This is a genomic window from Butyrivibrio sp. YAB3001 (assembly GCF_900112195.1).
Taxonomy (GTDB): domain Bacteria; phylum Bacillota; class Clostridia; order Lachnospirales; family Lachnospiraceae; genus Butyrivibrio.
Genome location: NZ_FOKR01000009.1, coordinates 41,568 through 64,218, shown reverse-complemented (window position 1 = coordinate 64,218; position 22,651 = coordinate 41,568). Strand labels below are relative to the sequence as shown.

Below are 22,651 nucleotides of genomic sequence, written 5' to 3'. Positions count from 1 at the left end.
CTTATCTATTTTTTAAGCTATAACCCCAAGTACTATCAAAAAAACAACAAACGCAACCGCGATTGCATTAAGAATTATTCCGATATTGGGGAAAAGTTTGAATATATCCTTTTCAAATCTGGACATAATACCAATTATAAGTCCCACAACAGAAAATATCGCCGCAACAAATGCCGCCGCGGCGTATTTTAAATCTGCCTGACCGCCCTCATTATAGGTCAGTACGACAGTAAGTATTAAAGAGGTAACCGAAATACACCCCAAGACGGCACTCATGATGCCCTTCTCGGGATGTCTGTTATCAGTAAACATAAACCTGTCTCTTACAGGTTCAAGCTTTTTAATATGAAGTTTAAATCTGCTTTCCTTAGACATATATTAAATGATCACTCTTTTTCTGCTGCCAAGAAGCTTTGCGCCACTGATGATCAAAAGCACTCCTGAAGCTATTCCGGCAACAATAGCAATTACCCCAAATGCGATATTTATAGCACCTGTATTCCCCATTACTTTGTATGTACGCTCGTCCATTTTTTCTCCTTATAAATCACAAGATCAGTAGTAAGATTATGTCTGTAAACCCTATAAGTGTTTAAATAAATTCCATAATACAGCTAACTAAATCATTCCCCTGAAACCATTTCGCAGTTCCCGGCCGATTCATGAATTACTTTGCGCCATACTCTGCGTAATATTCGTCGATTGACTTCTTGATATCTTTATTGATGATCACTTCTCCGTCAATAGGTCTGTTATACAGATAACTTACAACATCATCCATAGTAACAATGGCATGTGCGCTAAAACCATATCTTTCCTTGATTTCGTCAAGGGCGCTCATGTCTGAATCCTGGCCTTTTTCCTGTCTGTTAAGAGAAACCATGAGACCAACGATATCACAATCAGCCTGTTCCTGAATGATCGGAACTGTCTCCTCAATAGACTTACCGGAAGTTGTAACATCCTCGATAATAAGAACTCTGTCACCGTCTCTTAACTTTGATCCAAGAAGGATACCCTTGTCACCGTGGTCCTTTATCTCTTTTCTGTTGGAGCAATATCTGATTTCTCTGCCATACAGCTCGCTGATAGCCACGCAAGTGATAACTGAAAGCGGAATTCCCTTATAAGCAGGTCCAAAAAGCACATCAAATTCAAGACCAAAGGTATCATGAATAGCTCTTGCATAATACTCTCCAAGCTTTCTAAGCTGTGAGCCGGTAACATATGCTCCCGCATTCATAAAAAATGGTGATTTACGTCCACTCTTCAATGTAAATTCACCAAATTTCAGGACATTGCTGTCCACCATAAACTCGATAAACTCTTCCTTGTATCTTTCCATACCCCTCTCACTCCTTTATATTAAAAACATTGTATTTACTTTATTTAGCAAGTGCTGATGAAATATCTTCTTTCATGTCAAGAACTGCTGCACGGGCAGCTTCGCCCACTCTGCCATCTGCAAATTCCTTGTAATTCTCATTTTGCCATGCAGCAATGATTCCTCTTGAGGAATTTACAATAGCTCCAAGGCCATCTTCATTAAAGAAATTAACAAGATCCTTACCTTTTCCGCCCTGTGCGCCGTACCCCGGCACAAGAATATATGCATGAGGCATTATCTTGCGAAGTGTCTTACCCATTTCAGGATATGTTGCTCCCACAACAGCTCCCACATTGCTGTATGAGCCATCCATGGAATCAAGCCCCCATTTTTCTACTTCTTCACCAACCCACTCATAAAGCGGTCTTCCATCAATAAGTCTGTCCTGGAACTCTCCGCTTGACGGATTTGATGTCTTAACCAGCACAAAAATGCCTTTATCTTCACGGTTACAAACATTGATAAATGGCTTTACACCATCTGAACCAAGATATGGATTAACAGTTGCAAAATCTTCTTCAAAACCTCTGAAAGTTTTGTCACCTATTTTGACGCTTCCAAGATGGCCAACAGCATAGGATTCCGATGTTGAACCTATATCGCCTCTCTTTATGTCGCCGATAACAATAAGTCCCTTTTCCCTGCAATAGTCAACAGTTTTCTTAAAAGCGATGAGTCCCGGTATTCCCAATTCCTCATACATGGCAATCTGTGGTTTAACAGCCGGAACAATATCGTAAATATTGTCGACTATTTCCTTATTAAAGCGCCAAAAAGCCTCTGCTGCTCCTTCCAGGTTTTCTCCTTTTTCCTCAAAGCAGTCTTTTTTTATGGAATCAGGTACAAAAGAAAGCTTAGGATCAAGCCCTACAACAATAGGTGCGCCTGTGTCTACAATTCTGTCAATCAATCTTGATATCATATTAGTTACCTTTTCCTGTTAGCTTTTGATATAAAAAAATCATCGATAGCGCCTGTTAGTTTTTCCTTGGACATTGACTTAAGAAGATACTTTTCAGGTTTAAGACTTACTACCTTCATTACGCTTTCTTTGTCATCCTTGGCAGTTAAGAAAATGACCGGAATATCCTTTATGCTCTGAGTGTTTCTCATCTCTTTTAAAACCTCAGGGCCGCTCATAACCGGCATTTCATAATCCAAAAGGACCAGATCCACAGGATTTTGCTGAAGGAATGTAAGCGCTATTTTACCTGAACTGGCCATGTATACTCTGTATCTTACTGAGAACCATGTCTTCATCATTCTGAGCATAGCACCGTCATCATCGATGATAAGGATCTTTTTCTTGAGATTCTCATCGACAGCGCTATAGTCAACAACTGTATCCAGCTGTTCAGCCAAAAGCTTGACATCCAAAGGTCTAAGATAGCTCTCCTGCACCTTTTCCTTGGCAATATACATAAGAGCAAGATTAAGTTCTTCCTTATTACCTATAAGATAAAGAAGGAAATGCTCTGCGTCTATAGCCTCATTCAGGTACTTAAAAGCCTCAGAATCCTCTGCGGTAAGATCGCCAAGATATAAAAGATATATCCCGGGCTTATTCGCAATATTCCTGATTTCTTCTCCGCTCGGTGAAGCACTGGTCACCTTATAGCCTTCTTTTTCAAGTCCCTTACCAATAGCATTTAGCATGAAACTTTTCTGATTGCCTATCAGCAAAACATGTTTATCCATTTTGTTCCTTTCTATTTTAAACGCTACTATTAAAGTATATTCAGAAGTCCATCTCTGTCAACAGCAGCTAATAATCTTTTGACCTCTTCATGCTTTTTCTTGTATTCATCAGGTATCTTATAATCTTCAAGCATTTTCATAATATCATCTGCGCTGTCAAAATAAGAACCCGATACAAATTCTTTTATTGAATTATAAGCGCCTTCAAGTTCTGAAGGATCTATAAGTTCTTTTCCTTCGTCATCTTCAGTAGCAAGTATCTCAAGCTTTGAAAGATAACTTCTATATAATTCCAAAAGCTCAGGCGTCAGCTCATGTATCTCTTCAACCCAATTTTCATTGCCGCATTTTTCAAGATATTCTGCCTTTTCACTGAGGTCTATGGCTCCTATGGCTCTTGCTGAGCTCTTAAGGCCGTGCACGTATATCGTATAATTTGCTATATCTCCCTCACGTTCAGTTCTCTCGATGATCTCAGATCTTTCAGATATGGCAAGTCTGAAATCCTTCATAACATCTCTTGCTGCCTCAGGTGAGCCGCACCGCTCAAGCGCATACTCAATATCAACTCCTGAAATAGTAAGAAGCTCCTGCATTGCAGCAATGCTCTCTTCATCTCCTTTTCCGGAATCAGAGACAAATCCTTCATCTCCCGGTCGTTTAACAATTTCCCCAGGTAGATAGCCAAGTATCATCTCTTCAAGCTTGCCCGGGTCCACAGGCTTTGACATATAATTCGAGAAGCCTTCGCTGTAATACATCTCTCTTGAACCCGATATGGCATTTGCCGTAAGGGCAACAACCGGTGTATCAGCGTTCGGATTATCTAAAAGCTCCTGCATTGCATGGAAAGTCTGGATTCCGTCCATCTCCGGCATTCTGTGATCTAAGAAAATAATGTCGTATTTCTTTACCTTTACCTTTTCAAGTGCTTCTTTTCCACTTGTGGCAGTATCTATCTGAATCTGAGTCTTCTTAAGAAGTCCCTCTATTACTGTCAGGTTTGTCCTTGTGTCATCCACAATAAGTATCTTTGCATCAGGCGCATGGAAGCTCTCCGAGTATTCATTATCATTACGGACCGTTTCCTTATATGTCTTTGCAAAATCACCTATAGGTTCTCTGGATATAACTTTTTGCTTTATGTTAAAAGAAAAAACCGATCCCTTTCCATATACGCTCTCCACATTTAGCTTTGAATCCATCATGGTAAGGAGACTGTTAACGATATTTATTCCAAGTCCTGTTCCTTCTATTGTACGATTTCTCTTTTCATCTATTCTCTCAAATGCAGTAGAGAGCTTTTCTATATCCTCCTCTTTGATGCCAATTCCGGTATCTGTTACTTTTACCTTCAAAAGAATATAATCATCATATGTAGTATCTTCCTCATCTTCATCATCTTCATCTGAAAGAATCACATCCTCATAATCAATATTCAGTAAAACACTTCCTTCTTCCGTATACTTGACCGCATTAGTAAGAATATTCAGGATACACTGCTTAATGCGTACCTCGTCACCGTAAAGAATATGCGGAAGTTCCTTGTTCACCTCAACATTAAACTTCAGATTCTTGTCTTTTGCCCTCATTGAAGCCATATTTACAAGATCATTTATCACAGAACTAAGCTCATACTCAACCGGGATAATAACCATTTTCCCCGCCTCAATCTTGGAGAAATCAAGTATATCATTTATAAGTGTTAAAAGAGTTTTGCCTGCGCCATGGATATCTCTGGCGTAACCAATAATCGATTCATCAGTACTCTCTCTGAGAATCATCTCATCAAAACCAAGAACAGCATTTATAGGTGTTCTTATCTCATGGGAAATATTAGACAAAAATCTTGATTTTGCTTCGTTTGCACTCTTTTCAACTTCCAGCTGATCTTCAATGTTTTGCCTGCTCTTAACAAGTTCGATATACTCCATCAGCCTGTAAAAGGTCAGGTCTACCGCACGATATAAATTCTCTATCTCATCACCTGTTGATAATCTCAGTTCGTGAACCTCATTTACTTTTTCGTTAATTTCGCCTTCCTGAGAATTATAAATATCCGAGACAGCTTTTGACAGAACCCTGATAGGCTCAGCAATTCTTCTCTGAGCATATCTGTTCACAAAAACCGCAAGCGGGATGACAATTATCGAAATAAGCATTGCAAGCTTTACACTAAACTGTGAATCCTTAAGTCCAAGACTCATGGAATATTTTACCTCAGCGGCCTGAGAATCTGCTGCCTCTTTTGACAGCTTAAAACTTACTCTGCTTTCTAAGAATTCAGTATTTGTTATATAGTCATAATCTTCCTCGATAACTATGACCTGATCCTTGGATGCGTTTATATATTTCATGGTAGGGACAAGGGTATTTGATGCAATTTCAGCAGATACGCCCAGAATAATCGCTTCAAACACTATGACTCGCATCACAACGCGCCCAACTCTGGAATGGCCTTCAACCTCATATCTCTCATCATCTGATAAAAGAGAATTGTCTATATAGTATTTTCCGTTACTAAAATAGCGCTTCTTTTCATCAGGCATATACTTATAAGTAAGAAAAACTATCATGCATGCAATAAATGCACCTGCAAATTCGTTTAAAAAGAAATAAATAAGCTTATCGGCAGATAGACTTGATATAGTTTTACCCGACAAAAGCCATAATAGAATCCCCCACAGATCCCCCAATACAAACTGCAGAGTAACTACAACTATCAGCGTTTTATAGATTTTTGAAAAAAAATGATTTTTGGAAAATCTGTCAATAACACATACAACAATTAGATATATGAATGTAAGATAAGAAAAGCTGCTGGAAATAATAGAGCGGTAAAAAAAGATCATAAGCACACTCATCATTCCCGGCACAGCCCCTCCATAGGCTGTAGCCAGGATAATGGGAATGTACTTAAATGCATAAACAGCCCCCGCAACGATCTGATTGCCATTATGGACGTATAAGACATGGTTACTGTACATGATGGATAAATATGCCGTGGTAAGCACCAGCATCATGTTTACGATAATCTTTGTTGGTTCCTTGGACCTGTAGAAATTGCCAAAAAAGATGCCTGTTTTCTTGCTATCCATTGCCTTACCTCCTGCAATACTGCGGGAATCAAACGGGGTTATAAAAAATCAACAATCAGTAGTTCAACTTAACGTATATCGTAAATGACATCTGCATTTGCTTTATGTCGTTGACTGTAATTACATATGCCCGTCTCTGTGCATAGAGAATTTATCCATAGGATAGTTCTTTAGATTTTCCAATACTTTTCTGTCATCTGCCTTCGCCAAAAGATTCTCTCTTGCCTTATTTATCTCTGTAATATTCTTATGTCTTGACGGTCCTCCAACACAGCCGCCCGGACATACCATTCCTTCTATGAAATCTTCAGGAAGCTTTCCTACCTTCAAAAGGGTAAGTGCTTTCTTACATTCAAGTCCGCCATGGGCTGCCAAAAGCTTGATCTGTGAGGTATCTTCTCCTCTTTCCTGCATACATTCAATTACAGCTTTAGCTACGCCGCCGCTTCCTGCAAATCTCTTGCCCCAGATTGATGACTCCTGATATGATTCATCAACAGGCTCAAATTTAATATCCTTAGAACGCATAAGTGCCCTGAGTTCGCCGTACGTAACAACATAATCAGCATTGTCTTTGACAGATTTATCCTGAGCCTCTGCTTTCTTGGCAATACATGGTCCCACGAATACCGTTACGCAGCCTGGTCTTGTAACCTTAAGGTATCTTGATATAGCGCACATTGGCGATATAGTAGATGACATATTATTCTGATACTGTTCAGGGAAATGCTTTTTAAGCATGTTTATAAATGCCGGACAGCAGGAAGTTGTCATCTTCTTACCCTCTTTATAGGCTTCTGCCCACTCCTCTGATTCATAGGCAGCTGTCATATCTCCACCAAGTCCAACCTCGATCATATCTGCAAATCCAAGTTTCTTTAAGCCTTCTCTTATAGAAGCCATGGAGATATCCTCGCCAAACTGACCTTCAGTTGCAGGGGCGCACATAGCAATAACTTCTTTTCCTGCCTTGATTTCCTTTATGATATCTACAAGGAAGGTCTTACTTCCAATAGCCGCAAACGGACAGCTGTGAATACAATGTCCGCACTGAATGCACTTATCTTCGTCTATCTTGCAGTAGCCGTACTCATCATAAGTAATTGCTCCCACAGGACATGCTTTTTTACATGGACGCTCCAGATGTACTATTGCGCTGTACGGGCAGGCTGCTGCACACTTACCGCACTCTTTACACTTGGCAGGATCAATATGCATGTGAGTATCACCTGGCGTGATAGCTCCAAAGGCACAAGAATTAAGACATGCTTTTCCCATACAGAATCTGCAATTATCAGTAACTGAATATGCCGCGATCGGACACTCATCACAGGCTGGATCGATTACCTGCACAATATTGGTAGAATCCGGATTGTAAGTAGGATTCTTTGCCATTGCCAGATTTATTCTTTGTCTGACAATCTCTCTTTCCTTGTAGATACAGCATCTATACTCAGGCTTTGGTCCCGGAATTGTCTTAAGAACCAGCTGCTCGATATGCTCCTGATCATTTATGCCGTCCCACTCAAGTCTGCACACTTCTTCCATGATTTTGTGCTTAAAGCTATTCATACTTTCGTCATTTGTTACCATAATGCAATACCCCCTTGCCTAAGAAAAAAAGAATGGATAGTTTCTGTTATTTATATCTTTACAATTCTTGCAAAATCAAGGTCTTTTGTATCTCTTGCCATGATAGTCAAAGACCCTTTTCCCTGTTTATCGCGGATATAGGAAATAAGCTTATTCTTTGTGTCTGGATCCACGTTTGTAAACGGCTCATCCATTATAAGAACATCGCTTGGAATAGCACAGGCACGAACTATTGATACTATTCTCCTCTGACACTTACTTAAGTTTCTCACAGGAACCATCAAAAGCTCCTTGGGAAGAAATAATAAAAGATCCTCTGCCACAGTCTCCCTGAAAATCTTCTTACTCACCATAGCTACATTCGTGACTGCGTCAAGACTTTCAACCAGTCTGTCATCCTGAAACACTACTCCTGCATTTATATAAGGATACTTATAATCTCCCAAAAGACCTATACGCCCCTCATCAGGCTTTTCAAGCCCCAGGATCAGTCTCATAAGCAGTGTCTTTCCGCTTCCTGCTTCTCCTGTTATTACATAAGCATGCTCATCTTCTATATTTAAGTTAATATCATCCAAAATCTTTTTACCCCCAAAAGACTTGGCTACTCCCTTTATCTCTATTATCACTTTTTTCTGCTCCCCAATAATGCTTTTTCGATGCTATCAAATATATACGGAATATAAATATATCTGATGATATTCCCTGTTGGCATTCTGTAAACCTTTGCCATCTCCAACAATTCTTTCAAAGTATCTTCCTCCAATATTATGTTACCGTTACTGTTCACTCGCTTGTAGAAACTAATACGCGCATTTTTTGTCTGAGCAGTAGCCTATTACCCTCTGTTTATCATACTTGCCAGATATCCCGCTCCAAAACCATTGTCGATATTCACGACGCTAACCCCGCTTGCGCAGGAATTAAGCATTGATAAAAGAGCTGATAACCCGCCAAACGAAGCTCCATATCCTACGCTTGTAGGTACTGCTATCACAGGACAGTCAGCAAGTCCCCCGACTACGCTTGCAAGCGCTCCCTCCATTCCTGCAATGGCGATTATGACCTTCGCACTCATTATCTCATCCATGCACTGTTTATTAAGAAGTCTGTGAAGGCCCGCAACTCCCACGTCGTAAAGCCTCACCACATGATTTCCAAAAAGTTCTGCAGTCTTTGCGGCTTCCTCCGCAACTGCCATATCACTTGTACCGCCGGTTGCGATGACTATCTTGCCGGTTCTTTTTACCTCATCTATCTGCTCTCCGGCTATGCCAATCCTGCTCATGCCATCATATGTAAACCTGATAGATTTTTTATTTTCTTCAAAATAATTTGCTGCTTCCACCGACATTCTGGTGATAAGGACACTCTTTTGCCCCTTTTCCAGGAGCTTTCCCGCTATCAGAAAAATCTGTTCCGGCGTTTTCCCCTGTCCATATATCACTTCCGCAGTTCCCTGCCTAAGTCCTCTGTGAATATCAGGTCTTGCAAACCCCATATCCTCAAAAGGAGCCTTTTTTAACTCTAAAATAGCATCTTCTATGCTGGTAGTACCATCTTTTACTGCATGTAAGAGTTTTTCTATTTCTCTTTCTTCCACTGTATTCTCCACTTCTGTCAATATAATTCTATTGTAAACGGCATTAGGCAGATACCAATGTCGTTTATGATAAAATTCAGCTCTTTTCTGCAGCAAGAACCTCATTCATGCTCCCTGACCTGAAACCTTTTATATCAAGGGAAACATATTTAAAACCAATCCTGGTAAGTTCATCATAAACTCTCTCCCGCACATTCTTTTCCATGAATCTGTCAAAATCCTCAGGTGGAAGCTCAATCCTTGCAACATTTCCATGCATTCTGCATCTGATATTCCTAAATCCCATATCAAGCAAAAGCCCTTCGCTTTGTTCAATCATCCCAAGCTTTTCTCTCGTAATAGTGTCGCCGTATGGAATTCTCGACGCCAGACACGCATAGGAGGGCTTATCCCAGGTATGAAGATTTAGTTTTTGTGATAAAAACCGTATCTCTTCCTTGGTGAGCCTTGCCTCTCTTAGCGGGCTTTTTATTGAAAGCTCAGCTATTGCACGAAGTCCCGGTCTGTAATCTCCCTCATCATCGACATTTGAGCCTTCTACAAGGAAGGGAATATCATTCTCTTTGCAATAATCCCGCATATTAGTAAAAAGATATTTCTTACAGTGATAACACCTGTCTGCCGGATTATCACTGAACTTATCAAGCTTTAGCTGATCCACATCCAGTATGATCTGTTTTATATTATTTTCTTTGCAAAAAACAGAAGACTCATCCGATTCACGCGACGGAAAAACGCTTGATCTTGCTGTTATCGCCACGACATTATCATCAAGAACATCTTTGCAAACCTTTAGCAAAAATGTCGAGTCTACACCGCTTGAAAAGGCAACAGCCACTTTTCCAAGCGCTGCAATATTCTCTTTAAGTAAATTATATTTTTCCTGTATTTCCATTTTTAGTATTTTGTGTATAATGTTTATTGGTGCGCCCAAAAGCGCATAATCATAATTAATATCATTTTAACACAAATTCAGACAATTCCCTGAATTTAATGTCTGAAAAAAGTATAAAGGAGTGTTTAAAAATATGAACATTCATCTGTGTAAAGGTGATGAAACACTACAGCAGGCTCTGGAATACATAAACCAAAACGACAGTGAAGGTCGTAAATACACTTTTGATGCCGAGAATGACCGCTGCTACGTTGGCGATGAGGCCTTTGTAAATGCACCTGTCATCATCAATTACAAAAATCAGTACTACGCGCTTCACATCGTATGAATCGCCGGAGCCCGAGGAAAAAGTAGGAAGTGTCCCTATGATTTCCGACTGTTACGTAGGATTGTGATAGTAACTTGTACTGAACAATTCGAGACATCATCATATTTCAATGAAAAGGATTACAATTATGGAATCAATCAAGAAATACATTAAAGATTATTTTACTCAGAAAGATTTTTTCAAACGTCTTGTGATAATGAACATAGGAGTTTTCTTCATGGGATTCTTCCTCTCGTTCCTTATCAAAGTAGATCTGGGAACTGACCCCTGCACCTTCATGAATCTGACACTATCCAACTTCTTTCACTTAAGCTTTGGAAACTGGCAGTTACTATTTAATACTCTTCTCTTTATCTTAGTAATTATATTTGGAAGACATCTGATTGGCTTTGGAACTATAGCAAACATGGTATTTATCGGATATATAGCTGATTTCTTTTGCTGGGTATGGGATAAGACAATTCCTTCAAGCTTCTTTACCACCTTCCCACAAAGGGCAATCATATTTTTAGCAGCGCTGTTCGCTTTTATCTTTTCAGTGTCATTTTACATCAACGCAAATATGGGAGTTGCCCCCTATGACGCGCTGCCACAAATCCTTTCAGAAAAAGTTCTTAAGAAGGTACCTTTTTCAATAATCAGAATCTCATGGGATTCACTTGCAATCATCATCGGTATCGTATTTAAGGGAACACCAAACCTTGGAATTGTTCTCATGGCTCTTTTCCTTGGTCCTATCATTTCAATGGTCGGAAAAATGATGAATAAATACATTTTCCACCTATAAATCAGGACTACTTTTAGAGTGAATAAAGAATAGATTGCGCAAGCAATTTCCCTAAGAAAAAAAATCAGGACTGTGAAAAATAATATTTCACAGTCCTTTTTTATGCACAATATTCAGTTTTCAAAAAAAATTTATCAGAATCAAATTTATGATCTTACTTTAACAAAAGCAACTGCTTTCTTTTTCTCTGTTTGCTCAGTTTTGCGAACGATGTTTGCTGTGTGAACCTGGTATTCTGAAACGTAATCATCATCCTGCATACTGCCTGCTCCCAACATATCAAGAGCCTTGAATTTGCCGTATGATAGGTTCTGCTCCTTTGCCTTGATTGCGTCTGACATGATCTCGATGCAGCTCTGGCTCATGCCTCTTTTAGTCTTTGCGGAACTTCTCATTATTCAATTTCCTCCATCTCATAAGAAAAATTATTTAAATGAACTGGCTTGCAAACAAATCCGTGGCCCCTCAACCTTTCATTGTTTACAACAAAATTTCATTTAATGGGTACATTATATACCATATTTTCTGCAAAAGATAGAGCAATATCAGCACTTTCCACCGCTAAATTATTAAAAAAAAGTGAAATTTAGTTTCGGCATATTGCATTTATAAAAAAAAGGTAAACAAATGATAAACAAAGCAAAAAGTCAGTCTGTAAGTTCAGTAATTCCTTTTTTGGAATCATCTACTATTTCCTGTGTCTTGATAAGCTTTGCAGATTTAATTGCAATGCCTCCCTGAGCAAAATAGAATTTCAGGAAGAAATTATTCATAAACGCAGGAATCAGGGTTATCCTATAGTTTTTCCACTCCTTATCCATACCAGTTAAAGTAATAGTCTTCACAAGTTCTTTATCCTGGAATATTGAAAGCGGAAGCTGGGCAACATCAGGCTGGTTATCTGCTTTCATGACAAGTTCAAGGTCAATGAAGCATTTTTGCAGACAGGTAACTCCAAATACTGTGGAACTGCCCTTTTCTATCTTTATCTTTTCCACATCAAGAGAAGCTTCTGTATCAGCAAGTATTACTTTTATTGTATCCTTAAGTGATGCCTCGTCAGCAGAAACTGCACCTTTGAGCTCTTTATCAAGTTCTGATTCTTCTCCAAGCATATGCCTGTACACAGGTGTCTTTAGTAAGAACCTAAGGATATTGGCTGCGCTTCTTGCAAGCTCCGCCCTTGATAATCTGCCCTTCTCAAGAGCATCCATAAGGTCATCTCCGCCTGAATTGAGTTCTGCACTGGTGTTTACCATATTAAGGTCATTCTGAGCGCGAACCTGAGAAGATACATTCTGATAGCTTCCGGGAGCGCCGGCTTCATCATTGCCCATTGCCCACCAGTCAGTCATAACGATTCCGTCATAGCCCCACTCATTTCTCAAAATGGTTGTAAGAAGGTCATAGCTGCTGGCAGTCCAGATGCCATTTACAGGGCCATAGGTACTCATTATTGCCCTGGCTCCGCCTTCTCTTACAGCTATCTCAAAGCCCTTCAGATAAATTTCTCGAAGAGCTCTCTCTGATACTATGTTATTGACATTATGTCTGTTAAGTTCCTGTGTATTTCCTGCAAAATGCTTTATAACGCCTGTTACATCATACTTATGCATTCCGCGAAGCTGCGCAGAAACAAGCTTTCCGGTAAGCAGCGGATCCTCAGAAAAATACTCGAAGTTTCTGCCGTTTAACGGGCTTCTGTGAATGTTCATTCCTGGTCCCAAAAGTGCATCAATTCTGTGTCTTCTAAGATCCAGTGCCTCATAGCTAAAGAGTCTTTCATTTATCTCTTCATTAAAAGAACATGCAAGGCAGGTTCCGTTTGGAAGAGAAAAAGCATGTGTTCCGCAGTCCATTCTGATTCCGCTTGGGCCATCAGAGCATCCTGCAACAGGGATTCCAAAACCGGACAGCTTATCAGTCACTCCTCCGAAAGCTCCCGCAATTCCCGCAGTAACTTTAGGTGAGCACATTCCCTCGCCTCTGACCATTGCGCAAAGATCTTCATCCGAAAGCTGTGCTATGAATTTCTCCATAGTCACCTTGCCTTCTTCAACATCTTTTAGCTTATAGCCTTTATCTCCTGTATACTTTTCAGCCTTTGGAAGTCTGTCTTTTCTCTTCTTATTAGGATCAAGAGTCCTTGTAGGCGCATCCTCGAACACCTTAAGATATCCATTTCCGTCAAACACAGGAAGAAGACGGTCAAACGCCTGTACTGGAGCATAAGCTTCCTCACACTGATATACAGCTTCTGTCTTTGCAATGCTAAACTCTCCTGCAAGTTCCGCGCTTCTCACATCACTTCCAACAAAGATCTTATAATCGCCGTCTTCCAAAACGTAGGCTGATTTATTACCTGTAACGCCTCCGTCATCATATGAAGCCATCCAGTATTTTGGAATATCAAAGCTTATCTTCTGGCTCTCTGAGGGCTTTAAAACATCCGTCTTTGCAAAGCCGCAAAGAACTCTCGCAGGCTTTCCAAGAATGCCCTGAGGAGCTTCTACATATACCTGCACGACTTCTTTTCCGGGAACATCCCCTTTATTGGTAACAAGCGCATCTACTTTTACGCCATCTTTTTTATCATACTTAAAGCCATCTGTCTCTATGCCAAAAGAAGTATAGGAAAGACCAAATCCAAACGGATATAGAACGGATTCTTTATCAAAGGTCTCAAAATATCTATATCCCACATACACATCTTCCACCTGATAGTTTCTGGTATCAGAGCCAAAAAACTCTGTAGACGGATAGTCATAAATATCTGCCGCAATTGTGTCAGATAATTTTCCGGAAGGGTTAACATCACCGCAAAGAACGTCAAGTACTGCATTTCCGCCTTCCTGCCCACCCTGCCAGACATATAGCACTGCTTCAGGGTTAATCTCATTGACCCACTTCATGTCGATTATATTTCCGACATTTAATAGCACTATCGTTCTGTCGAAAGCCTTGCACACCTTCTTAAGAGAAGCTATCTCCTCATCTGTTAAAAGAAAGCTTCCCTGCTCATTTTTGTTATCCTGATCTTCACCTGCTGTTCTTCCGATGATAAACACTGCTGCGTCAGACTCCTTTGAAGCCTTTTTTACAAGTTCATCATCAAGTGGCATCTCTTTCTGAAACCAGGGTTCTGCTGCCCAGCCAACACCATGATCAAAAGGATTTTCACTTACAAATTTCTCATATGCCTTTCTGACATTTTTATTAACAGACACATGCTCAGATTTCTCCAAAGCCTCATAAATCCCAACCACATAGTCAACATTTACCATTCCGCCTGAGCCGGTTCCGCTCTTATAATAATTCATCTGACTTCTTCCAAAGACTGCAATTTTCGTACCCTTCGCAAAAGGAAGCGCATTCTTGTCATTCTTAAGAAGAACTATTCCCTCTGCCGCTGCCTCTCTTGCTGTCTGCTTGAATTTTTCCAGATCCCATACCTTATTTGCCATGTTTTTCTCCTTTAAAAGCTAAAAACAAATATAACCTGTTAGTCTTTCCCCTGTGGTATTTTATCATTCAATGTGACATTAATCAAAAAAGGAAAGAGCGCATTTTTAGAGCACTCTTCCCTTTTTCATAATAATTTAATTATTTTACAAGAACTCCGTTCTCATCGAATCTGTATCTTCTGAAAAGTCTCCAGATTGTCTCATTCTTAGCAAGACGTCCATCATTTTTTGCATAGTAGGTCTTGCAATCTACTGTGATAAAGCTGTTTGTATAGATTGCTCCGCTTGTTCCGCAGTAATAATCATTACCGTTAAAGTGAACAAATCCGGTCTGCATCACGCCTTCTTCGTTAAAGATATATCTTGAAAGAAGTCTTGATACTATTTCATTCTTGGCAAGTGTTCCGTCAAGCTTTGCATAGTACCAGTTACCATTCTCGTTGATCCAGGAAAGCCTGTACATAATGCCTGTTGAGCCAAAGTAGTAATCATTTCCATCAATTGTATGGAAGCCAGTAAGTCTTGTTCCGTCTGCTGTTACGTAGAATGTAAATCCAAGGAAGCTTACAAGTCTTGCCTCTTCCTTTTCCGGTTCAACTATCGGGGCAGGATCTACAGGATCATCTGTTGGATCCGGGTCTACAGGGTCATCTGATGGGTTAGGATCTACAGGATCATCTGAAGGATTTGGATCTTCAGGGTCATCTGATGGATTTGGATCTTCAGGGTCATCTGATGGATTAGGATCTACAGGATCATCTGTCGGATTTGGATCTACAGGGTCATCTGAAGGATTTGGATCTACTGGTTCATCTGCAGGATCCGGATCAACAGGAGTATCAGGTGTATCTGCATTTTCCACTGTCAAAAGAATTGTTCCGAATACTTCAGGTGATGACCATCCGTTTCCTGTCTTATCAGCCCAGCTAAGTGTTCCGATTCTCTTTCCTGAATCATCAGCATCGTTGATCTGAAGTTCAAGACCTACCTTATTTCCTGCCTGTGGTGTAATGTCCGTCCACTTGAAAGCAGCTTCGATTCTGTAGCCGTCTTCTGTAACTACTGCTGCAGATTTCATGTTTTCTTCAAGACATTTTTTACCGTTAAAGCTCTGTGTATTCTCATAGTTGATTCTGTACTGCTTGTCATCCTCTTCATAGGATGTTGTCTTATGGTTATTCTCATCAATGAATACTTCAAGTGAATCCTGCTCATGATTCTGTGATGAATCCTTGTTAAGAACAGGATCTTTTACATCAACGAGAACATAGAGATTTTCTTCATCCCAAAGAGTCTTGGCATTTGCTGTAACGTTTGCTCCAGTATTGATAGTAAGCTGAAGTTCCTTAGCCTTTGCCCAGTCTTCATCTGATGGATCACCGTCAACTACAACTGTTCCCTTATTCACTGAAAGAAGCGGCTTAACAACTGTCTCTGCAAAGTATTTGCTGCTATCAGCCTGCTTGAAGGTTGTATCGCCAAAGGCAAATGTCTTTTCACCATCTTTGAATGTTACATCAAGCTTAAGCTTATTTGAAGCAAGAACGTCTTTATCAACATCAAGTCTTACAACTGATTCATAACCACCTTCGACAGCTGTAGCCTCGCTTCTTGTAACTGTTACTGCTTTGATGCTATTGCCATCATCGGCATAAACTGTGAAGCTGTCATTATCCTCTGCATTTCCATCAAGGACAGTTACCTTAACTGCAACGCCGTTTTCATCCCACATTGGAACGAAGGAAAGCTTTGATTCACCCTCACCAAATGAATATTCGTTGCCTGTAGTAAAGTCACCGTTTATATTCTGGATAAGAATGATATTCTTGATTTCAGGCTCAAGTTCTCCTGCATTTGCAAGTGCCCAGAAAGAATTCTTAGCCTTGTAATTATCATCAAAAAGAAGTGGATACTGTCTTGAGCTTCCGTTTGAGCCGCCACCGTTATTATTTGCAGTCTGGAGCCAGGAATGCTTATCTACAACTCCCCAGATTGTCATACCGGTGATGTTTGTTCCCTCTGCTTTTAAACGTCTGATTGTATCGTAAACAGCCTTATATCTCTCAGCAAGTCTTTCATCTGTGCTGTTTGCGCTTCCCTTAAAGTCAAGCTCTGTAATCTGAACCTGGTCTACGATCTCTCCATAAGTCTTAGCTGCTACCTTGAACTGATCCATGGATGGTGAATTGCTCTCAATCTGATAGTGAGCCTGCATTCCCATACCATCGATACGAGCGCCTTCTGTGTTCTTAACAGTTTTAAGAAGTTCACAGATTCCACCCATCTTGTTTGTACCGGTCTCATTATAATCATTGTAGAAAAGAGCTATATTAGAAGGCATGTATCTGTTTGCATATACAAATGCGTTCTGTATAAACTCACATGAATTATAAACAGCCCACCAGCTTGAATTCTCGCTTGCATTTCTGTATGTGCCTGTGCTGTCACTTACAGCCTCGTTTACAACATCCCAGCCATAGAAAAGATCTCTATACTTGCTTCCCTCTGCTGTAAAATGCTCAGCAACGCTCTTTATGTAGTACTCAAGACGCTTATTCATAACCTCAGGTGTTACATAAGGCTTGCTTGTATCATAATCCTCATGGAAGAAGAACTCAGGTGTCTGTGAATGCCATACAAGAACGTGTCCTCTTATTCGGATCTTTTTGTCCGGATGCTCATTGTTCCAGTCAACAAAGAAATCAAGATATCTTTCAGGGTTGGAGAAATTAAGCTCAGGGAAAGCAAACTCTTCTCCATTAAGCTCAACTGTCTTGATCTCAGCGTCTTTTTTAAGCATTGAGTCAGGCTTTAATTCATTACCAAGTGTAACTCCGTTGAAGTGCTTTGTAACAAGCTCCATCTCTGCTGAATCAGCAAATTCCTGATAGCTGATTGCTGTACCAACTATAAAGTCATCGCCAAGAATTTCTGTCATAGGATCACGAAGATCTACGATATCATATTCAACACCTTTTTCAGGCTTCTCACTTTCGGGTGTTGTATCAACCTTTACTTCAACACTCTCAATGGTGATAGAACCGGGATATGTCTGGTCGTTCATTGCCATTACAGCAAAGTGTGTTGCGCCCTTATCCTGACTAGGATATAGTACGTATTCATTCTTACCATTCTGTCCGTAGAAAGCCTGAATTTCACCTCCATCAGCATCGTAAATCTTAAATGCTACTGAAAGGTCCTGATCTTTTACTTTAACTTTGATGGACTTAATGCTGTCTGCTGCAAATTCTCTGCCAAAAGAGAACCAGTATTCAGACCATGCTTCCTCATAAGTTAATGTATTTCCTTCTACTTCTTTTTTATCCCATCTTCCGGAGAACTTAAGGTCGTCACCCTTAAATACTACTGTCTCTTCATTCTGCTGTTCAGTAGAAGCCTCAGCATCAACTGATACCTCGTCAACTGTGATCCCGTAAGGATATTTGTCCTCACCATCAGCCATAGACATTACAGCTATATATCTGACTTTTCCGTCATAGTTTGGAATCATCACATATTCACTGCTTCCGTTGCAGCCGTAATTAGCCTGCTTCTCTGTAAGGCTGTCATCATAGAGCTTAATGCATACGTTATCTCCCTGGTCTGAAACCTTAACCTTTATGCTCTTAACGATTGAAGCGTCATAAGTTTCACCAAGGTCATATACATACTCCTGATACTGCTTTTCAAAAGAAAGAACTCCTGAAAAGGTAGAACTCTGATTCCATCTGTCAAAGAAAATAAGGCTGTTGTCCTTTTTCTCAGCATCTTCTGCATCATCCTTCTTTTCTTTATCAGTTTCTTTCTTATCGTCCTTTTTATCTTTTTCCTCTGACTTATCCTCATTGTCAGATTTTTCTTTGTCCTCTTTTGTTTCTTTTTCCTTAGAATCTTTGTCTTTAGATTCTTCCTCGTCAGCTTCTTCCTTGCTGTCTTTCTTTTCTTCTGTGTCGTCCTTTACTTTATCTTCGGACTTCTCGTCAGATGATTCTTTTTCATCAGCTTTTGAATCATCTTCCTTGCTTTCTTCTACATCTGTAGAAGCCTTTTCTTCCTTCTCAGAAGTTTCAGCGCTGCTTCCTTCAGCAGCCTCCTTAGCTTCTTCATCAGATGCCTTTTCCTCTGTGTCCTTCTGAGCCTTAGTTTCTTCACTGTCCTTAGTCTCATCAAGAGAAGCTTCTTCGGTAATAACAGCTTTTTCTTCCCCAAGTTCAGCTGCTCTTGCCTCAAAAGCTGCGGGACTGACACTAGAAACTGCCAGCATTCCAGCCATCATGACAGAGGAAAACCCCAACCATTTTTTGTGCATTCTTTTTTCTCCTCCATTGTTATTTTTGTGCATATTCCCCATTTTTCACACACATGAAATAATTATTAAGTATTTTTGCACATACCGCTTACCACAAAATGCTATCAAAGTTTCAAATATTGCCAAAAATTGTCAGTTTTCTCAATGTTGTGTTAAGCGGTATATCACAACCCCAATGCAAAGCCGTCAGTTTATCTTGCCTTACTGTCAGATACCTGATTTCACCTACGACCAGCAAATGAACTTGTATAAAAGTATCCATTGGATTGCCAATTTTGTACCACAAAAAATAGACCATATCAAACCTCTGCTTGATATGGTCTAAACAAAACATATTGAATTATCTTGTTAAATAGATCCCAGTTTTTCTTATCTTTAGTGAAATCATCACTTCTGCACCGATATGCGGTCGTCACCACCAAGATAACGGATAAGTGCCTGACGGGCATGTTCCCTGTCAGTAGCCTCAACACTTACCTTAAACTGATAAGTGTGAAGTTTAAGCTCTTCTTTCTGATTCTTGTGCTCAGCCTCTTCCAAGGATTTGACCTTTGTATCCTCGCTGGTCATTTCCATAATATCTGAAACAGCAAACTTCCTGAAAACTTCCTTATGTGTCTCATCCTTAAGATAAGTATCGATAAGACTAAGAGTATTTCCAAGATTTAAGTAATCTCCGTGTAAAAACTTTTCCATGTCCATGAGGTCTGCTTCTGTCTTGGCAACTTCCTCATCCCATTCTATTTCCCTATCTATAAGTTCCTGTGTTTCATCCGCATGATGTTTCTGCCAGTCCAGAAGATACCACTTCCAGATCTGAAATCTTTTCCTATTGATGTCCTCATCGCAAAGCTCTGACATCTTCTGACAAGCGTGACGCACTCCCCTTGCAATCAGCTCATTATTTGTTCTTTTTATATCATAAGTTCTGTCACTTACAACAGTCTTTTTTTCATCATTAACTATCTTAAGTCCTAAAACATCTTCAGATCTTTTTTCCAGTAAAAGAGAATAGTCCCCATGCCTGGCGATAACCACCGGCCTCTCCTTAAGCACTGTATCTCTGAAGTCTTCAAAAGATTTAAGCACATCCTCATTTTGAATATAGCGAAAGGTTTTGCTCATCTAATATAATCCTTTAAAAATCATTTAATGTTCTTATAAATATCCAGCTCTTTAAACTTATCTATACCGCATGGTCTTCCATAATAGTAGCCCATAAGGTCAGACACCGGATACTGCTTGGCAATTGCGGCAGTTTCTTCATCTTCGATTCCGGTAAAGCACGTTCTTATCCGCAATCTGTGAGTAAATGAAGTAATCGCCTCAATCACAAACTTATTTGTTGTATTCTGCTCAATACCATCAGTAAGAGCAGGCACAATATTTACCAGATCAACAGGAATCTGTCTCACATAATCAAGTGAAGCAAAATCCGTAACATCGAGTCCAATCCTGACTCCGCAGGACTTAAGGAACTCTATCTGGCTCTTTAAGTGTTCCATGCTAAGCTGCCTGCTGCCCTGAGTTAATTCCAGGCACAATCCTGTAGCAGGATATCCCGTTTTTCTTAAAATGTCAATAAGCGTAGTCCTGAACTCGGACCTTTCAAGCTGCATGAACGCAAGGTTTACGCTCAAATAAAAATTCTTTACATGATGTCTTACTTCAAGCGCATCTTTAAGTGCATTTTCCAAAATCCAGTTGCCCAGATTATAAAATACCTGATCCTGTTCAAGCCACGGAACAAATTCTGAAGGAGAAACAGCTCCAAATGGCTCTTTCTGCCACCTCACAAAGACTTCCATACCCACAAGTCTTCCGTTATTGGCAGCGACGATAGGCTGATACTCAAGATAAAAGCCTTCCATGCCATTTAAAACGCTATTTCTTACAGCATCAACTTTCTCGATGCTGGTGTTCTTATTATCGAGCTCGTCATTGTGGAAAATAATAAGATTTCCATGACGCTGCGTCTTTGAAAAATCAAGGGCATATTTTGCGCTGGTATAAATCGAATGCTCATCAATATCAAAATCAGAAGCAAGAATGACGCCTCCGCCAATCTCTGCCCCGACTTTTTTGCCTTTGATAGTAAGGGCATCCCTGGTAAAAGCTCTCATTACTCCATAGAACTTTTTTACCTCATCAACACTCATGGAATCTGAAATAAGCGCAAGTATGGTGCCGTCACCACGATAAACTTTGCCTTTGCCCTCAGAATCCTGCAAAAGCTTCTTGGCAGTAGCCCTGAGTATATTATTTCCGAGAGTATATCCATATCGTCTGTTAATATCGCCAAAATCAATAAAATTTATCATCAGAATAGCATATTGTTTCTTCTGATTTTTGAGCTGCCGCATGTAGTTTAACATCTCATACTGATTTGGTAAAAGAGTTATCGGGTCATTATTATCCACAATACCCTTATTTATTATCGAGCATGCATAAAATACAGGTTTTCCTGCGTAATCCTTTATTACCACTCCTCTGCTGGAACAAACAACATATTCTCCATTCTTGTTACGTGCCCTGTACTCAAGATTAGGATTTACCTTTGCCCCTGAAAAAGCCGCATTTATATATTCCTCATAATTATCCCTGTCATCCGGATGAATACGGTTTTCCCAGACAGTTGAAGCATTATAAATGTACTCTCCCGTAAGGCCGAAATAATCCACTGCGTTAAGTGACCATCTTGAAATGTTTTTATTCATATCATAAACAAAAACATAGCGGCTCCTTGACGTAACTGCGAAGGTATCAAATATCCTGTTAATTGTATCGTAGGTTCCTACAGCCATAGTAAATAAGTCTTACCCCTGCATGATTTTTTGATTTATAAAGCCAATATATCGTAATTATATCACATTTTTTTCTTTATTTAACCAATGAACTTTGGCGGATAAAATCCATACCTTCAATATATCCCATGAGCCCATGCCCGTAAATCTGCCTGTCACAGGCAGGCGCTGTCACGGAGATTTTTCTGAATTCTTCTCTGGACTGAATATCTGAAATGTGAACTTCCACCTTTATTATGTGCTCAACACTCTTTAGGGCATCATGGATTGCATAGCTATAGTGTGTATAAGCTCCGGGATTTATTACAATTCCTTCAGTTCCATCACTATAGGCCTCCTGAATTCTGTCTATTATCGCGCCTTCATGATTTGACTGAAAAATCTCAACTTCATCACCGTTATCAGAAGCATTCTCTTTTATAAATTTGCATAGATAATCGTAGTCTTGATTTCCATATATATTTTTTTCCCTGATTCCTAGGAAATTTAAATTTGGTCCATTTATAACTAGTATTTTCAATGTAGTAGCCTTTCTTTAAATGCACTAAGCTCAATTTGTAAACAAATACCCCGCAAAAGATCTACGGGGTATTTATATATTTATTCTTAATTATAGTTACATAAACACGCATTAACTGCAATTTTCCTGTAACAGTGAATGAGAAAATGCATGACTTTCCGAACG

General features: G+C 39.8%; 19 protein-coding genes. 2 read left to right on the top strand and 17 right to left on the bottom strand.

Translation table 11 applies throughout. The features are described from left to right. Positions 1-12 precede the first annotated feature (12 nt). The 11 genes from BM086_RS10860 to larE form a co-directional block, all read right to left on the bottom strand. On the bottom strand, positions 13-375 hold the full coding sequence (locus tag BM086_RS10860; RefSeq protein WP_092326273.1) for a DUF6142 family protein: 363 nt from the start codon (positions 373-375) through the stop codon (positions 13-15). A gap of 3 nt (positions 376-378) precedes the next feature. Further along, entirely contained in the window at positions 379-531 is a 153-nt protein-coding gene (locus BM086_RS20925; RefSeq protein WP_175560219.1) for a hypothetical protein, read from the bottom strand. Positions 532-667: 136 nt separating this feature from the next. After that, complete coding sequence (gene pyrE, locus BM086_RS10855; RefSeq protein WP_092326271.1) at positions 668-1,345, bottom strand: orotate phosphoribosyltransferase; 678 nt, start codon at positions 1,343-1,345, stop codon at positions 668-670. Positions 1,346-1,385: 40 nt separating this feature from the next. After that, a complete protein-coding gene (gene pyrF / locus BM086_RS10850) occupies positions 1,386-2,309 on the bottom strand; it encodes an orotidine-5'-phosphate decarboxylase (protein WP_092326269.1) in 924 nt (307 codons plus the stop codon). Positions 2,310-2,314: 5 nt separating this feature from the next. After that, complete coding sequence (locus BM086_RS10845; RefSeq protein WP_092326267.1) at positions 2,315-3,085, bottom strand: response regulator; 771 nt, start codon at positions 3,083-3,085, stop codon at positions 2,315-2,317. 29 nt (positions 3,086-3,114) lie between these two features. Next, on the bottom strand, positions 3,115-6,183 hold the full coding sequence (locus BM086_RS10840) for a response regulator (protein WP_092326264.1): 3,069 nt from the start codon (positions 6,181-6,183) through the stop codon (positions 3,115-3,117). 120 nt (positions 6,184-6,303) lie between these two features. After that, positions 6,304-7,776, bottom strand: a complete 1,473-nt coding sequence (locus BM086_RS10835) for a 4Fe-4S dicluster domain-containing protein (RefSeq protein ID WP_092326262.1) — start codon at positions 7,774-7,776, stop codon at positions 6,304-6,306. A 50-nt stretch (positions 7,777-7,826) separates the two neighbouring features. Next, complete coding sequence (locus BM086_RS10830; RefSeq protein ID WP_175560218.1) at positions 7,827-8,405, bottom strand: ABC transporter ATP-binding protein; 579 nt, start codon at positions 8,403-8,405, stop codon at positions 7,827-7,829. Beyond that, positions 8,402-8,527: a hypothetical protein gene (locus tag BM086_RS21610; RefSeq protein WP_255367805.1), complete on the bottom strand. Its 126-nt coding sequence runs from the start codon at positions 8,525-8,527 to the stop codon at positions 8,402-8,404. The genes BM086_RS10830 and BM086_RS21610 overlap by 4 nt, the downstream gene beginning before the upstream one ends. An 87-nt stretch (positions 8,528-8,614) precedes the next feature. Then, positions 8,615-9,379, bottom strand: a complete 765-nt coding sequence (gene larB, locus BM086_RS10825; protein WP_092326509.1) for a nickel pincer cofactor biosynthesis protein LarB — start codon at positions 9,377-9,379, stop codon at positions 8,615-8,617. 76 nt (positions 9,380-9,455) lie between these two features. After that, complete coding sequence (larE, locus tag BM086_RS10820; protein ID WP_092326257.1) at positions 9,456-10,274, bottom strand: ATP-dependent sacrificial sulfur transferase LarE; 819 nt, start codon at positions 10,272-10,274, stop codon at positions 9,456-9,458. Between the two features lie 133 nt (positions 10,275-10,407). Between larE and BM086_RS10815 the strand changes: the two genes are divergently transcribed. Continuing rightward, positions 10,408-10,602, top strand: coding sequence for a hypothetical protein (locus tag BM086_RS10815; protein WP_092326255.1), 195 nt, complete (start codon positions 10,408-10,410; stop codon positions 10,600-10,602). A gap of 127 nt (positions 10,603-10,729) precedes the next feature. Continuing rightward, the gene (locus BM086_RS10810; RefSeq protein ID WP_092326252.1) at positions 10,730-11,389 is read left to right on the top strand and encodes a YczE/YyaS/YitT family protein; all 660 of its coding nucleotides are present in this window, start codon (positions 10,730-10,732) and stop codon (positions 11,387-11,389) included. 146 nt (positions 11,390-11,535) lie between these two features. On the opposite strand, the gene BM086_RS10805 is transcribed toward BM086_RS10810, so the two are convergent. The 6 genes from BM086_RS10805 to BM086_RS10775 form a co-directional block, all read right to left on the bottom strand. Then, on the bottom strand, positions 11,536-11,784 hold the full coding sequence (locus BM086_RS10805; protein ID WP_092326249.1) for a hypothetical protein: 249 nt from the start codon (positions 11,782-11,784) through the stop codon (positions 11,536-11,538). A 252-nt stretch (positions 11,785-12,036) separates the two neighbouring features. Beyond that, complete coding sequence (locus tag BM086_RS10800; RefSeq protein ID WP_092326246.1) at positions 12,037-14,853, bottom strand: glycoside hydrolase family 3 protein; 2,817 nt, start codon at positions 14,851-14,853, stop codon at positions 12,037-12,039. Between the two features lie 139 nt (positions 14,854-14,992). Next, positions 14,993-19,162, bottom strand: coding sequence for an endo-1,4-beta-xylanase (locus tag BM086_RS10795; RefSeq protein ID WP_092326243.1), 4,170 nt, complete (start codon positions 19,160-19,162; stop codon positions 14,993-14,995). A 387-nt stretch (positions 19,163-19,549) separates the two neighbouring features. Beyond that, on the bottom strand, positions 19,550-20,287 hold the full coding sequence (locus BM086_RS10785) for a hypothetical protein (RefSeq protein ID WP_092326237.1): 738 nt from the start codon (positions 20,285-20,287) through the stop codon (positions 19,550-19,552). 20 nt (positions 20,288-20,307) lie between these two features. Further along, positions 20,308-21,966 (bottom strand): sensor domain-containing phosphodiesterase, encoded by a 1,659-nt coding sequence (locus tag BM086_RS10780; protein WP_092326234.1) that lies wholly within the window; start codon positions 21,964-21,966, stop codon positions 20,308-20,310. Positions 21,967-22,042: 76 nt separating this feature from the next. Further along, positions 22,043-22,486: a type II 3-dehydroquinate dehydratase gene (locus BM086_RS10775; protein WP_092326231.1), complete on the bottom strand. Its 444-nt coding sequence runs from the start codon at positions 22,484-22,486 to the stop codon at positions 22,043-22,045. Positions 22,487-22,651 lie beyond the last annotated feature (165 nt).

Excerpts from the sequence above, each read along its gene's own strand:
- BM086_RS10860 (WP_092326273.1), bottom strand. The coding sequence starts at position 375 with ATGTCTAAGGAAAGCAGATTTAAACTTCATATTAAAAAGCTTGAACCT.
- BM086_RS20925 (WP_175560219.1), bottom strand. The coding sequence starts at position 531 with ATGGACGAGCGTACATACAAAGTAATGGGGAATACAGGTGCTATAAAT.
- pyrE (WP_092326271.1), bottom strand. The coding sequence starts at position 1,345 with ATGGAAAGATACAAGGAAGAGTTTATCGAGTTTATGGTGGACAGCAAT.
- pyrF (WP_092326269.1), bottom strand. The coding sequence starts at position 2,309 with ATGATATCAAGATTGATTGACAGAATTGTAGACACAGGCGCACCTATT.
- BM086_RS10845 (WP_092326267.1), bottom strand. The coding sequence starts at position 3,085 with ATGGATAAACATGTTTTGCTGATAGGCAATCAGAAAAGTTTCATGCTA.
- BM086_RS10840 (WP_092326264.1), bottom strand. The coding sequence starts at position 6,183 with ATGGATAGCAAGAAAACAGGCATCTTTTTTGGCAATTTCTACAGGTCC.
- BM086_RS10835 (WP_092326262.1), bottom strand. The coding sequence starts at position 7,776 with ATGGTAACAAATGACGAAAGTATGAATAGCTTTAAGCACAAAATCATG.
- larE (WP_092326257.1), bottom strand. The coding sequence starts at position 10,274 with ATGGAAATACAGGAAAAATATAATTTACTTAAAGAGAATATTGCAGCG.
- BM086_RS10815 (WP_092326255.1), top strand. The coding sequence starts at position 10,408 with ATGAACATTCATCTGTGTAAAGGTGATGAAACACTACAGCAGGCTCTG.
- BM086_RS10810 (WP_092326252.1), top strand. The coding sequence starts at position 10,730 with ATGGAATCAATCAAGAAATACATTAAAGATTATTTTACTCAGAAAGAT.
- BM086_RS10805 (WP_092326249.1), bottom strand. The coding sequence starts at position 11,784 with ATGAGAAGTTCCGCAAAGACTAAAAGAGGCATGAGCCAGAGCTGCATC.
- BM086_RS10800 (WP_092326246.1), bottom strand. The coding sequence starts at position 14,853 with ATGGCAAATAAGGTATGGGATCTGGAAAAATTCAAGCAGACAGCAAGA.
- BM086_RS10795 (WP_092326243.1), bottom strand. The coding sequence starts at position 19,162 with ATGCACAAAAAATGGTTGGGGTTTTCCTCTGTCATGATGGCTGGAATG.
- BM086_RS10785 (WP_092326237.1), bottom strand. The coding sequence starts at position 20,287 with ATGAGCAAAACCTTTCGCTATATTCAAAATGAGGATGTGCTTAAATCT.
- BM086_RS10780 (WP_092326234.1), bottom strand. The coding sequence starts at position 21,966 with ATGGCTGTAGGAACCTACGATACAATTAACAGGATATTTGATACCTTC.